Consider the following 11,880-nt stretch of genomic DNA (forward strand, 5'->3'; position numbering starts at 1 on the left):
TCGAATAGGAGCTCCACGATGGCTAAGGCTGAACTCCGTAAGCCCAAACCAAAGTCCAACCCCTTGAAGGCCGCTGACATCACTGTCATCGACTACAAGGACGTAGCATTGCTGCGCAAGTTCATCTCCGACCGCGGAAAGATCCGCGCCCGTCGCGTCACCGGCGTCACGGTGCAGGAACAGCGCAAGATCGCACAGGCAATCAAGAACGCCCGCGAAGTTGCTCTGCTGCCTTACTCCGGCGCTGGCCGCGGCTAAGGAAGGGATTAACTAACATGGCAAAGCTCATTCTGACCCACGAAGTAACCGGTCTCGGTGCTGCTGGCGACGTTGTCGAGGTCAAGGACGGTTACGCACGTAACTACCTGCTGCCCCGCAACTTCGCCCTGACCTGGTCCAAGGGTGGCGAGAAGCAGGTTGAGTCCATCAAGGCTGCCCGCGCCGCTCGCGAGCACGCTTCCCTGGAAGACGCTCAGAAGCAGGCCGCAGCACTGCAGGCCAAGCCGGTCAAGCTCGTTGTCAAGGCTGGCGAGACCGGACGCCTGTTCGGCACCGTCAAGCAGGCCGACGTGGCGGACGCCGTTGAGGCCGCCGGCCTCGGCCGCATCGACAAGCGCAAGGTTGAACTGCCGGCTCACATCAAGTCGACCGGTTCCTACCAGGCGAACGTCCGTCTGCACGACGACGTTTCCGCTGTGATCGAACTCGACGTAGTTGCAGGTAAGTAGTCTTTTCGACTAACTGAACTGCCGGGAGGCCCCCGCGTCCGGATCCCTTTGGGAAGCCGGACGCGGGGGCCTTCTGCGTTACCCGCCCGGCGAGGTGCCGGTGATAGCCTGCGGCAGTGACCCCTACTACCGCACCCCGCCTCCGCCCCTTCACCCAGGTGGACGTCTTCACCGCCGAACCATACCGCGGGAATCCGCTGGCTGTCGTCCTCGACGCCGAGGACCTCGACGCCGACGCCATGCAGAGGTTTGCCAACTGGACCAACCTCTCCGAGGCCACCTTCCTGCTGCCGCCCACGCACCCCGACGCCGACTACCGGGTGCGGATCTTCACCGGCAGCGAAGAGTTTCCCTTCGCCGGCCATCCCACTCTCGGCTCGGCCCATGCCTGGCTTGAGGCGGGCGGCGCCCCGCTGCGGGACGGAATCCTGGTCCAGGAATGCGCGGCCGGGCTGGTCCGGGTGAAGCGCGACGGCGGCCGCCTGGCGTTCGCGGCCCCGCCGCTGACCCGCTCGGGACCGGTGGCCGAGACGGACCTCGCCCGCATAGCAGCCGGCTTGAGGATGCCCCGGGAGGCGCTCCTGGACGCGTCCTGGCTCGTCAACGGCCCGGAATGGATCGGAGTGCTGCTGGACTCTTCGGAGCAGGTGTTGGCCATCAGGCCCGACTACGCGGCGATGGCCGGACTCAAGGTAGGCGTGATCGGCCCCCATCCCGCCGGATCCGAGGTCGGCTTCGAGGTACGCACCTTCATCCCCGGAGACGCGGCCGCGGAAGACCCCGTCACGGGAAGCTTCAACGCCGGGGCAGCCCAGTGGCTGATCGGCGCCGGCAAGGCCCCGGAGTCCTACCTTGCCGCCCAAGGGACCATGCTGGGCCGCGCCGGCCGGGTCTACATCGAGACGACGGGGGACGACGTCTGGGTCGGCGGGAACTCGATGAGCTGCATCGAGGGATTCGTCCTGCTCTGAGTGGCAACGGCGGAGGGAATAAAGCCGGCCGGCCGGCGCTTCTACAGGTAGATGCAAATGCATACAGTTACCGAAATCGTGGACCAGCTACAGGAGCACACCGTGGAAAGCCGCCGCATTACCGTTATCTCCGCCGGACTCGGCGTCCCGTCGTCGAGCCGCCTTCTCGCGGACCAGCTGGCGGGCTCCGCCGAACGCCAGCTCGCCGCGGCCGGCTACTCCGTGAGCCTCGACGTCGTCGAACTGCGGGACCTGGCCGTTGAGATCGCCAACAACTTCGTGACCGGCTACGCCGCGCCGCGCCTAGCCGAGGTGATCGCCGGGGTGGAGGCCTCGGACGGCATCATCGCGGTCAGCCCGGTCTTCAGCGCGTCGTACAGCGGGCTGTTCAAGTCGTTCATCGATGTGCTGGATCCCAAGTCGCTGGACGGCAAGGCCGTCCTGCTGGGCGCCACTGGGGGCACCGACCGGCACCAGATGGTGCTGGACTACGCCATGCGGCCGCTCTTCAGCTACCTCCGCACCCGGATCGCGGCCACCGGCGTCTTCGCCGGCCCGCAGGACTGGGGAACAAGCGGCGACGGCGGCTCACCGCTCTCCACGAGGATTGAGCGGGCGGCAGGGGAGTTCACCAGCCTGCTCGAAGGCTCGCAACCGCGGCCGCAGCAGGCGCCGCTGGAGTCGCTGCCGTTCGAGCAGCTGCTCGCCGGGATCTCCGGCCGCAACTGAACTTATTCGGCGCGCGGTTCGTTGTTCGGGACATGAAATGTCCTGTGGATTCAGTAGACCTGGTAATGAGCGAACGAAGCGGCGTGGAGATCGACTACTGCCCGCAATGCCGCGGCGTGTGGCTGGACCGCGGCGAGCTCGACAAGATCATCGACCGTGCGGCGGAGGGCTTCGGCGCCTCCGCCCCGTCTCTTCCAGCCGCACCGCCAGCGGCGGCACCGACTCCGCCGGGACACATCCCGCCGCCGCTCTACGCTCCGGAACCGCGCCGGGACGACCGCCGGCCGGATGACCCGCGCTTTGACGACCGCCGCGACCGGCCCCGTTACGAGCAGCCGCGCTACGACGACCGACGCCGGCCCAAGAAGAAGGAAGGCTGGCTGGGGGAGCTGTTCGACTTCTAGGGTCCGCCCGCTCCGCCGCCCCTCACTCCTCGAGCAGGGCGATGAACTCCTGGGCCTGCTTGAGGGAGATGTCCGAGTGCCGGGTCAGCGCGGCCGCTGCTGCCTCGGTGTCGCCGCTCTTGGCCAGGGTGCGGATCCGGCCGTAAATTTCGTCGTTGAGCATATTGCTGCTGACCTCGCGGGTGACGTCGCCCTTGCTGGCGATCGCCCGGTAGCGGTAGGGAAAGCGCTGCGGTGCGTCCTCGTCGTCGTCGTGGGCGGGCTGCTCGGGCGCCTGCTGTGGACGGTAGGGCTGGGGGTGGGCCGCCAGGGCGCCCACCGCGTCCCTTGAGGCGCGGAGGCCCTCGCCGGTGGCTTCCAGGTACAGCTTGATGGCGGCCATCGCCTGGCCCTGGGCGATCAGGGCATACAGGCGTCGGTGCTGCTCTTGGTCCAGGCGGGCGGCGGCAGTGCGGGCGAGCTCCGCTGAGTTGCGGATGGGCTGCGGGGACGCGTCCTGCGGGGTTTGCGGCCGACGGCGCCCGATCGCACGTGCGGCAACTGCGACGCCGAGGCCCACGAGCACGAGGATCAGGATGGGGACTAGCAGGGCTTCCATAGACTACAGCCGATCTACGTAATTCTTGGCGGTCAAAAGATCTGAGTGGGTGGCCTGCCGCAGCAGTTTGATGGCCTGTACCTTGTGGCCGGACCGGGCCAGGGCCTGGAGCTGAAGCGCGAACTGGGGATTAAGCTGGCCGCCGGGCAGCACCGCGCCAGGGTAGCCCGGCTGCGTCCTGTCGCTAAAGGGGCCCCGGACGCCCTGCGAAGCCGCGCGGGCGTGCTCAGCCTGCTGCGACTGCTGCTGTTCGTTCTGGCTCGGGCGGGTCGCGGCATCCACCCGGGCTCGGGCCGCTGTAGCGGCCTTCACCTGGGCCTCGTAGTGGGCGCGGGAGCGCATGGCCAATTCCAACTGGTAGCGCTCGGCGTCGGAGATACCGAAATTACGCGGCTTCAAAGCCGCGGCGACTGCCCACAGCACGCCCGCGAGGATGAGGGCAGGCAGTATGACTATCAAGACATCGCCCATGGCCACAGCTTATGCCAGATAGCAGTTATCCACAGCATATTCGGGGTTTCGCATACAGGCCGTGGCCAAGAGCGTCAATTTGCGGCCTTCCGCGTGACAAGCATCACAGAATTCGCATATTTGGTCCCTTCTGTGGCCCGGGCCGCCAGCGGCTATCCCCAGCCGCCAGCCGCCAGCTGTGGATGAAGCTTGGCGAAAATTGTTTTTCATCCACAAGGAAAAACGGGCATTTCCGCAGGTCAGGCGGCTATTAAGAGCGAAAGAATTCTTCTATCCACAGGCGTTCCCACAGGCTGTGCACAAGCACGGGGCAGTAGTCCACAACTTATCCACAGGGAAGCCGGAGGGGCGGGTTGGTGCGGACCCGATCGGGGGATAACGTAGCGGGAGACCAGGTTGTTGGCACCGAAATCCGGCCCCGGCTACACGCCACCGGATAGGGCGGGGAGCGGCCCCGCAAGCTGCCGCCGGAGCCGCCCCGCGGGGCTACCGCCGCCTCCGCGTGCCGGACAAAGTGTCGGAGCCTGCTGCTAGTAATGAACTGGTGAAGGCCTGCCGGATCATCCGGCACCACGACATCACGGCATTACAACACGCACTACAACAGATGGCCTAAGCGCCGCCGGCGAACACCATTCCGCCGGCACACAATGAAGGACGGCAGTTTTGTCAGTTACGCATCTGGACTCGGTCGAGGGCACTCGGGGAGCCGAAGGCAGCCGCAAGCCGCCGCAGGACATCCCCGCGGAGCAGTCCGTGCTGGGCGGCATGATGCTGTCCAAGGATGCCATTGCGGACGTCGTGGAGATCCTCCGCGGCCAGGACTTCTACCGCCCGGCGCACGAAACCATCTACGAAGCGATCATCGACCTGTACGGCCGCGGTGAGCCCGCCGATGCCGTCACCGTCTCGGACGAGCTGACTAAGCGCGGCGAAATCAACCGGATCGGCGGCCCGGCCTACCTGCACGAGCTGATCCAGACCGTACCTACCGCCGCGAACGCCGGCTACTACGCCGAAATCGTGGCCGAACGGGCCGTCCTGCGCCGGCTGGTCAACGCCGGCACCAAGATCGTCCAGCTCGGCTACGGGCAGGACGGCGAGGTGGAGGACCTGGTCAACCAGGCCCAGGCCGAGGTCTACGCCGTGGCTGAGCGGCGTACCGCCGAGGACTACGTCGTCCTCAAGGACGTGATGGAATCCACCGTGGATGAAATCGAAGCGTCCGGGCACCGCGGCGAAGGCATGGTTGGTGTCCCCACCGGTTTCTACGAACTCGACGAGTTGACCCACGGCCTGCACCCCGGCCAGATGATCGTCATCGCCGCGCGCCCCGCCGTCGGTAAATCCACCTTCGCGCTGGACTTCGCCCGTTCCGCGGCAATCAAGAACAACCTCGCCACCGTCATGTTCTCCCTGGAAATGGGGCGGAACGAGATCGCGATGCGCCTGCTGTCCGCGGAAGCCACGATCGGGCTGCAGGATCTGCGCAAGGGCACCATCAAGGACGAGCAGTGGTCCAAGATTGCCACCACCATGGGCCGGATGAACGACGCCCCGCTGTTCATCGACGACAGCCCCAACATGTCGCTGATGGAAATCCGCGCCAAGTGCCGCCGGCTGAAGCAGCAACACGACCTCAAGTTGGTCATCCTCGACTACTTGCAGCTCATGAGCTCGGGCAAGAAGGTCGAATCGCGCCAGCAGGAAGTCTCGGAATTCTCCCGTGCCCTGAAACTGCTGGCCAAGGAACTCCAGGTTCCGGTGATCGCGCTCTCGCAGCTGAACCGTGGCTCCGAGCAGCGCCAGGACAAGCGCCCCATGGTGTCCGACCTCCGTGAGTCCGGTTCCATCGAGCAGGACGCCGACATGGTCATCCTGCTGCACCGCGAAGACGTCTACGACAAGGAGTCTCCGCGCGCCGGCGAGGCGGACATCCTCATCGCCAAGCACCGTAACGGCCCCACCAAGGACATTGTGGTCGCGTTCCAGGGCCACTACTCCCGCTTCGCCAACATGGCGGGGGACGCAGGCGGAGGCGGCTTCTAGAGCAAGGCAGCCTGTTAGAGGAGGTGGTTGGGCAGTCGGTTTCCGGGCGCCCGGCCCCGGATCTCGAGCAGCTCCCGGGCGTGGGCGTGCAACCGCTTGTCCTCCTCGGACACCGGAACCCATTGCGGGATCGGGACGGAGGTTCCGCTCTCGTCGCGGGCCACCATGACGGTCAGGCAGTACGTGGTGAGGTTCAGTTCGTGCCCTTTGGGATCCCCGGAGCGGACATGGACGGCTATGTGCATGCCTTTCGTTCCCGTGTAGACCAGCCGGGCCTCCACCTCCACCAGGTGCCCGATCAGCAGCGGCCGGTAGAACCGCACGCCGCCGGAGAAGACCGCAACGGTGTCCTTCCCGCAGTAGCGCGAGGCACAAACGTAGGCCGCCTCATCGATCCACTTCATGACGATTCCGCCGTGGACCTTGCCGCCCCAGTTCACGTCCGTGGGGGCGGCCATGAACCGCAGCGTGACACGTTCGGCGGTTCCGGCGTCGGTGTACTCCTGGCCGCTCATGGCTTCGACGATGTCCTCGCGGACCTTGATCCGGGCCAGTGCATGCTCGCGCTGCTCAATTTCCGCCGGCGTCGTCGGTTCGAACTGCGGCACCGGAATCGGCTTGCCGTCCTCGCCCACCGCCACGAAGATCACCATGCACTGGCTGCGCATCGTGGCCGGCCCGCCCTTGGGGTCGCCGGAGGAGACCACGGTGCGGATGTGCATCGAGGACCGGCCGGTGTAGACGATGGTGGCGGTAACTTCGACCATGTCCCCGCTGTTGACCGGATCCGCGAAGTGGATGTTCCCCACATAGGCGGTCACGCAATAGGACTTCGCCCAGCCGACGGCGGCGGCATACGCAGCCTTGTCCACCCACTCCAGGACCGTCCCCGCGTCCACCGAGCCGCTGTGGCCCACGTCCGTGGGGGCGGCCAGGAAGCGCAGGGTGACGGCGTTGGCGGAAGTCTCACTCATGGAAGTGAGTGTACTGACGGTCCGCCGAACCGCCGTCGGCGGCCGACACAAACCCGGCGCCGGCCGCCACAGACGCTGCCACAGACGCTGCCATGAGTGCAGCGCCCGCGGCGGGGACGACGGAGGCCGGGACGACGGCGGGCGGCCGCCACAAGGTGACCGCCCGCCGTCGAACGCTGCTGCCGCAGCCGCGCCTAGGCCAGGGCGCTGAGCTTGGAGCCGGTGCGGCCGAAGACGGCCCCATCCACGGAGACTTTGCCCGCACCGACGAGCGCCACGGCCAGGGCCGCGGCGGCCAGGATCAGCACCAGTTCGTAGCCGCCCGCAGCGACAAATATTCCAGCCGGAGCATGAACCAGGAAGAGGGCGCCCAGCATGTCCACCGCGAGCAGCAGGGCGAACACGCCGGTGAGTACGCCGAGAATCAGGGCGATGCCGCCGGCCAGCTCCAGCGTGGCGACGACCGGGGCGACAAGGTTGGCGGCCGGGACACCCATCTGGGCAAAGGCGGCCTGGGTTCCCGGGATGGTGAACTCGCTGAATTTCTGCCAGCCGTGGGCGGCGAAGAGGAATCCGGTGACGATGCGCAGGATGGTGCGGGCCGTGGTGGTGAGCGTGGGCTGGTTCATGGAAATACCGTTCTAAAGTTCGGGTGGGTGGCGCTGCAGGCGGGGGCGTCCCGCAGTAGTTTTAGTTGAAGATTCAACTGCCAGTGTTGCGGTGCTTAGTTGAAATGTCAACTAATGCGAAGCCGTTCGGCGCCGCTAGGGTGGTTCCGTGCCCGCCTCCTTTCCGACTCCCGCAACCCTTCCGCCGCCGGCAACCCGGCGGCGGGAAATCCTCCGCCTGGCCGTGCCCGCCTTCGGGGCGCTGATCGCCGAGCCGCTCTTCCTGCTCGCGGACTCCGCGATCGTGGGGCACCTGGGCGTGGCCCAGCTTGCCGGCGTCGGACTGGCCTCGGCGGTGCTGCACACCGCGGTGGGGCTGATGGTATTCCTCGCCTATTCCACAACCCCCGCCGTCGCGCGCGCGATCGGCAACGGCCAGCTGCCCAGGGCCCTCGCGGCCGGACGCGATGGCGTCTGGCTCGGGCTGCTGCTCGGCGTTGGCCTGGCCGCGGCCGGATTCTTCGCCGCCGAACCGCTCCTGGACCTGATGGGCGCCCGCGGCGAGGTTCGATCCTTTGCCGTGGATTACCTGCGCTGGTCCATGCCGGGCCTGGTGGCCATGCTGCTCATCTTCGCGGGCACCGGAGTGCTGCGGGGCCTGCAGGACACCCGGACCCCGCTGGCCGTGGCGGCCGCCGGCTTCACCGTAAACATCGTGCTGAACCTCTTCCTGGTCTACGGGCTGCAGCTCTCCGTCACCGGGTCGGCCCTGGGCACCAGCATCGCCCAGTGGGCCATGGCCCTGGTCTACGTTGTGATGGTGCAGCGCAACGCCCGCAACCACGGGGTGACCCTGATCCCCGACTGGCGCGGCATCCGGTCGCTGGCCAGGGTGGGTTCCTGGCTGATGCTGCGGACCCTCAGCCTGCGCATCGCGATCCTCGCCACGGTGCTGGTCGCCACCGCCCAGGGACCGGTGAACCTCGCCGCCCACCAGCTCGCGATGACCATCTTCACCTTCCTGGCCTTCGCCCTCGACGCCCTCGCGATCGCCGCCCAGGCCCTGATCGGCAAGGAACTCGGCGCCTCCCGCCCCGCGGCGGTGCGGGAACTCACCGGAACCATGGTCCGCTGGGGGCTCGGCTTCGGGGTGCTGACCGGACTCGTGCTGGCCGCAGCCGCGCCGTGGGCGGGGCGGCTGTTCACCCCCGACGCCGGGGTCCAGTCGGCCCTCACGCTCGCCCTCTGGGTGCTGGCCGCCGGGCAGCCGATCGCGGGCTACGTCTTTGTCCTCGACGGAGTGCTGATCGGCGCCGGGGACGCACGCTATCTGGCGATTGCCGGCGTCGTGAATCTTGCCGCCTACCTGCCGCTGCTGCTGGCGGTCCGGCTGTCCGGGGCCGACGGCGGCGCGGCGCTGCTCTGGCTCTGGGCGGCCTTCTCGCTGGGCTACATGCTGGCCCGCGCGCTCACTCTCGGGCTGCGGGCACGCACGGACCGGTGGATGCTGCTCGGCGCCCACGGAGGCACCCACTAAACTGGGCAGGTGACTTTCCCCGCAGACCCCCAAGCCTCGACTGCCCTGCCCGCCGCCCCGGACCTGTGGAAGCCAGTGCTGCTCCGGGCCGTCATCGCGCTGGCGTTCGGCGCCGTTACGGTGTTCTGGGCAGCGCCTCCTGTTGCCGGCATGGGCTGGGCCGGCGGCCTCTATCTGCTGGCCACCGGCTTGGTGCTGCTCGGGAGCGTCAAGAAGACCGGTTTGCCGCACGGGGACCGGACTGCCAAGATCCTGGCCGGCGCGGGGGCCGTCCTGACCGGAACCGGGGCAGCTGTGGGACTGCTCCCTGGCAACCTGGTGTTCGGCATCATCGGCGCCCTCGGCCTGGGTTTCGCCGGCGCCGCGGAGCTCTACCTGGGCATGGCCGCCCGCCGCCGCTCCGTCCTGGCGCGGGACTGGATCGCCTCCGGAGTGATCGGGCTGGGCACCGCCGTGGCGCTGCCGTTCTTTATTGACCTCGGCCCGCACGCGCTGCTCGGCGTGGCCGGCGGAGGCGCGATCATCAGCGGGGTGCTGTGGACCCTGGCCGGACTGACCCTGCGGCATGATGCGCGGGACGTATCCGCCGAGGCCGTAAACTAGTACGAACAGGTTCTACCCTGCGTAGAACAACCGCGGTATCACGACTGCCACGCCAAGCCGGCGCTGGCGGCAGGAGGAAAGCACCTTGGCAGAGCAGAATTCAGGAGAACGCCGCAGCCTGCGGACTTCGGTCAAGGGTCCTCTCATGTTCTCCGCGTTCTGGGCAGTGCTGGCCTTCTTCGCCGTCCTGATCTTCGCCTCCGGGGGCAGCGCCAAGGCCCCCCGCTTCGATTTGGCCTTCACCGGCGCCGGCATCGCCTTCATCGTGACCCTCGTGATCGCGGCCATGCTCTCGATGAGCTACAAGGACAACGCCGAGCACCTCGGCAAGGGCTCCGGCGTCAACCTGAGCTCCAAGAAGCCGGCGTCGTCCTTCGGCGGACACGCCGCCGAGCCGTCCCCCGACGCCGACGAGCCCGGCGAGATCCGCTAGGACGCCGCTTTCCGCGCCCGGTAGGCCGCGACGTGCGCGCGGTTGGCGCAGTTTCCGGTATCGCAGTAGCGCTTGGAACGGTTCCGGCTGAGGTCCAGCACGACGGCGTCGCAGTCGTCCGCGGCGCAGACCAGCATCCGGTCCATTTCCTTGCTGCGGATCACATCCACCAGCGCCATCGCGGCCTCGGTGCTCATCCTGTCGGCCAGCGGCGCCTCGGGTGTGGTCGCGTGCAGATGCCAGTCCCAGCCGTCGTGCTTCATCAGCTGCGGCAGCGCCCGGGCCTCGCGCAGCAGCCGGTTGACGGTGTCGACGGCTGTGCCCTCATCCGCCAGCCACAGCTCGGCGAGTTCGCCGCGCAGCCGGTGCACGCTGGCCAGTTCGGCGGCATCGTGGGTCCGGGAACCGCTGAAGCCCTCGGCCGTAAGGAAGCGGTCCAGGTCCGCGACGGTGGACAGCTTTTCCTCCCCGTTGGCCGACGTGTTGATCAGGCCGACCACCGAGCGCAGCGCAACCTCCGTGTCAGGTGCAAAAACCATCTTGACTCCTTACGTCGCCCGGGCGTACTGTCATGACCATAACCCAACTTTACTCCTGACAGGAGGCAGCCCGTGTCTGCCGCACGCCGCCCCGCCGGGGCTCCGGCCAAGAACCGCCCACAGCTCCGCGCCGACAAGCCGACGCCGGACGCTCCGGGCTTCCTGGCGTCGGGCCTGGGGGTGGCCTTGTTCTCCTCGGCGGTGTTCGGGCTTTCCGGCTCCTTCGCCAAGGCGCTGTTGGAGACCGGCTGGACGCCGGGCGCCGCGGTCACCGCCCGGCTCACCGGAGCCGCGCTGGTCCTGGCCGTCCCGGCGGTTCTCGCCCTGCGCGGCCGCTGGCACCAGCTCCGCGACAACTGGCTCACCGTCCTGCTGTTCGGCCTGATCGGTGTCGCCGCATGCCAGCTGTTCTATTTCAACGCCGTCGCCCGGCTTTCGGTTGGCGTCGCACTCCTGCTCGAGTACCTCGCTCCGGTGATCATCGTGCTGTGGCTCTGGGCGGCAAGCCGGAAGCGGCCGAGTCCCCTCACTGTGGCAGGCACGTTGCTCTCCCTCGGGGGCCTGGTCCTGGTCCTCGATCTCACCGGGGCGGTGAAGATCGACGTGGTCGGCGTGCTGTGGGGCATCGCGGCCGCCGTCTGCCTGGCCATTTACTTCTTCATCACGGCCAAGGAGAATGACACGCTGCCGCCGATTGTGCTGGCCTCCGGCGGCCTGATGGTGGGTGCGCTGGTCATGTGGCTGGCGGCCGCCACGGGGTTGCTGCCGATGGCCGCCAGCACGGCCGATACCAGGCTCGGGGCCTGGGTCACGCCCTGGTGGGTGCCGCTGCTCGGGCTGGTCATCCTTGCCACCGTGCTCGCCTACGTCTCCGGCGTCGTGGCCGCCCGGGCGCTCGGGTCGAAGGTGGCATCCTTCGTCTCGCTCACCGAGGTGCTGTTCGCCGTCATCTGGGCCTGGCTGCTCCTGGGCGAACTTCCGGGCCCCGTCCAGCTCCTGGGCGGCCTGCTGATTGTCGGCGGCGTGGTGCTGGTCCGGCTAGACGAACTGCGCTTCCCCGCCCGGCTGCCCGCGGAACTCGACCACGCCAACGACGTCGAGCCGGTTCCCTGAGGCGCGTCCGGCTGCCTCAAGCGAACCGCCTTAAACGAAGAGCCCGGACGCGGTTGCGTCCGGGCTGTTCGGGAAACTGTTCCGCCTAGCGCGAGGAGGCGCTCTCCTGCTCGGTGGCGTTGC

General features: G+C 67.8%; 15 protein-coding genes. 10 read left to right on the forward strand and 5 right to left on the reverse strand.

Features of this window, described 5'->3' with window-relative positions; translation table 11 throughout:
• Positions 1–18: 18 nt before the first annotated feature.
• The 5 genes from rpsR to HNO80_RS11945 all read left to right on the forward strand — a co-directional run bounded on the left by rpsR (position 19) and on the right by HNO80_RS11945 (position 2,832).
• Entirely contained in the window at positions 19–258 is a 240-nt protein-coding gene (gene rpsR / locus HNO80_RS11925) for a 30S ribosomal protein S18 (RefSeq protein ID WP_003800144.1), read from the forward strand.
• 17 nt (positions 259–275) lie between these two features.
• Positions 276–728 carry a 50S ribosomal protein L9 gene (gene rplI, locus HNO80_RS11930; protein ID WP_175323062.1) on the forward strand — a complete coding sequence of 151 codons (453 nt, stop codon included), beginning with the start codon at positions 276–278 and terminating at the stop codon, positions 726–728.
• A 116-nt stretch (positions 729–844) separates the two neighbouring features.
• The gene (locus tag HNO80_RS11935) at positions 845–1,699 is read left to right on the forward strand and encodes a PhzF family phenazine biosynthesis protein (protein ID WP_175323063.1); all 855 of its coding nucleotides are present in this window, start codon (positions 845–847) and stop codon (positions 1,697–1,699) included.
• Between the two features lie 102 nt (positions 1,700–1,801).
• A complete protein-coding gene (locus HNO80_RS11940) occupies positions 1,802–2,428 on the forward strand; it encodes an FMN reductase (RefSeq protein ID WP_175323084.1) in 627 nt (208 codons plus the stop codon).
• Positions 2,429–2,460: 32 nt separating this feature from the next.
• Positions 2,461–2,832 (forward strand): TFIIB-type zinc ribbon-containing protein, encoded by a 372-nt coding sequence (locus tag HNO80_RS11945; protein WP_175323064.1) that lies wholly within the window; start codon positions 2,461–2,463, stop codon positions 2,830–2,832.
• 22 nt (positions 2,833–2,854) lie between these two features.
• On the opposite strand, the gene HNO80_RS11950 is transcribed toward HNO80_RS11945, so the two are convergent.
• Both HNO80_RS11950 and HNO80_RS11955 read right to left on the reverse strand, forming a co-directional pair.
• Positions 2,855–3,430, reverse strand: coding sequence for a hypothetical protein (locus tag HNO80_RS11950; protein WP_175323065.1), 576 nt, complete (start codon positions 3,428–3,430; stop codon positions 2,855–2,857).
• Positions 3,431–3,433: 3 nt separating this feature from the next.
• Positions 3,434–3,901, reverse strand: coding sequence for a hypothetical protein (locus tag HNO80_RS11955; RefSeq protein WP_175323066.1), 468 nt, complete (start codon positions 3,899–3,901; stop codon positions 3,434–3,436).
• 666 nt (positions 3,902–4,567) lie between these two features.
• On the opposite strand from HNO80_RS11955, the gene dnaB reads away from it, so the two are divergent.
• Positions 4,568–5,950, forward strand: coding sequence for a replicative DNA helicase (gene dnaB, locus HNO80_RS11960; protein WP_175323067.1), 1,383 nt, complete (start codon positions 4,568–4,570; stop codon positions 5,948–5,950).
• Positions 5,951–5,964: 14 nt separating this feature from the next.
• Here dnaB and HNO80_RS11965 read toward each other — a convergent pair whose 3' ends face one another.
• Entirely contained in the window at positions 5,965–6,924 is a 960-nt protein-coding gene (locus HNO80_RS11965; RefSeq protein WP_175323068.1) for an acyl-CoA thioesterase, read from the reverse strand.
• Between the two features lie 194 nt (positions 6,925–7,118).
• Positions 7,119–7,553 carry a DoxX family protein gene (locus HNO80_RS11970; protein ID WP_175323069.1) on the reverse strand — a complete coding sequence of 145 codons (435 nt, stop codon included), beginning with the start codon at positions 7,551–7,553 and terminating at the stop codon, positions 7,119–7,121.
• A gap of 148 nt (positions 7,554–7,701) precedes the next feature.
• Here HNO80_RS11970 and HNO80_RS11975 point away from each other — a divergent pair, with 148 nt between their 5' ends.
• From HNO80_RS11975 to HNO80_RS11985, 3 genes are all read left to right on the forward strand, one after another.
• Entirely contained in the window at positions 7,702–9,069 is a 1,368-nt protein-coding gene (locus HNO80_RS11975) for an MATE family efflux transporter (protein WP_349627342.1), read from the forward strand.
• Positions 9,070–9,078: 9 nt separating this feature from the next.
• Positions 9,079–9,672 carry a hypothetical protein gene (locus HNO80_RS11980; protein ID WP_175323070.1) on the forward strand — a complete coding sequence of 198 codons (594 nt, stop codon included), beginning with the start codon at positions 9,079–9,081 and terminating at the stop codon, positions 9,670–9,672.
• An 85-nt stretch (positions 9,673–9,757) separates the two neighbouring features.
• Positions 9,758–10,105 carry a hypothetical protein gene (locus HNO80_RS11985; protein ID WP_175323071.1) on the forward strand — a complete coding sequence of 116 codons (348 nt, stop codon included), beginning with the start codon at positions 9,758–9,760 and terminating at the stop codon, positions 10,103–10,105.
• Here HNO80_RS11985 and HNO80_RS11990 read toward each other — a convergent pair.
• Positions 10,102–10,644 (reverse strand): CGNR zinc finger domain-containing protein, encoded by a 543-nt coding sequence (locus HNO80_RS11990; protein WP_175323072.1) that lies wholly within the window; start codon positions 10,642–10,644, stop codon positions 10,102–10,104. The genes HNO80_RS11985 and HNO80_RS11990 overlap by 4 nt on opposite strands.
• A gap of 162 nt (positions 10,645–10,806) precedes the next feature.
• On the opposite strand from HNO80_RS11990, the gene HNO80_RS11995 reads away from it, so the two are divergent.
• On the forward strand, positions 10,807–11,757 hold the full coding sequence (locus HNO80_RS11995; RefSeq protein ID WP_175323086.1) for an EamA family transporter: 951 nt from the start codon (positions 10,807–10,809) through the stop codon (positions 11,755–11,757).
• Positions 11,758–11,880: the final 123 nt, after the last annotated feature.

Origin of the sequence: Arthrobacter sp. C9C5, from assembly GCF_013359735.1 — a bacterium.
In the GTDB taxonomy this organism is placed as follows: Bacteria; Actinomycetota; Actinomycetes; order Actinomycetales; family Micrococcaceae; genus Arthrobacter.

Coding starts and splice junctions, on each gene's coding strand:
- HNO80_RS11965 (WP_175323068.1), bottom strand. CDS start 6,924: ATGAGTGAGACTTCCGCCAACGCCGTCACCCTGCGCTTCCTGGCCGCC.
- HNO80_RS11955 (WP_175323066.1), bottom strand. CDS start 3,901: ATGGGCGATGTCTTGATAGTCATACTGCCTGCCCTCATCCTCGCGGGC.
- HNO80_RS11970 (WP_175323069.1), bottom strand. CDS start 7,553: ATGAACCAGCCCACGCTCACCACCACGGCCCGCACCATCCTGCGCATC.
- rpsR (WP_003800144.1), top strand. CDS start 19: ATGGCTAAGGCTGAACTCCGTAAGCCCAAACCAAAGTCCAACCCCTTG.
- HNO80_RS11945 (WP_175323064.1), top strand. CDS start 2,461: ATGAAATGTCCTGTGGATTCAGTAGACCTGGTAATGAGCGAACGAAGC.
- HNO80_RS11990 (WP_175323072.1), bottom strand. CDS start 10,644: ATGGTTTTTGCACCTGACACGGAGGTTGCGCTGCGCTCGGTGGTCGGC.
- HNO80_RS11950 (WP_175323065.1), bottom strand. CDS start 3,430: ATGGAAGCCCTGCTAGTCCCCATCCTGATCCTCGTGCTCGTGGGCCTC.
- rplI (WP_175323062.1), top strand. CDS start 276: ATGGCAAAGCTCATTCTGACCCACGAAGTAACCGGTCTCGGTGCTGCT.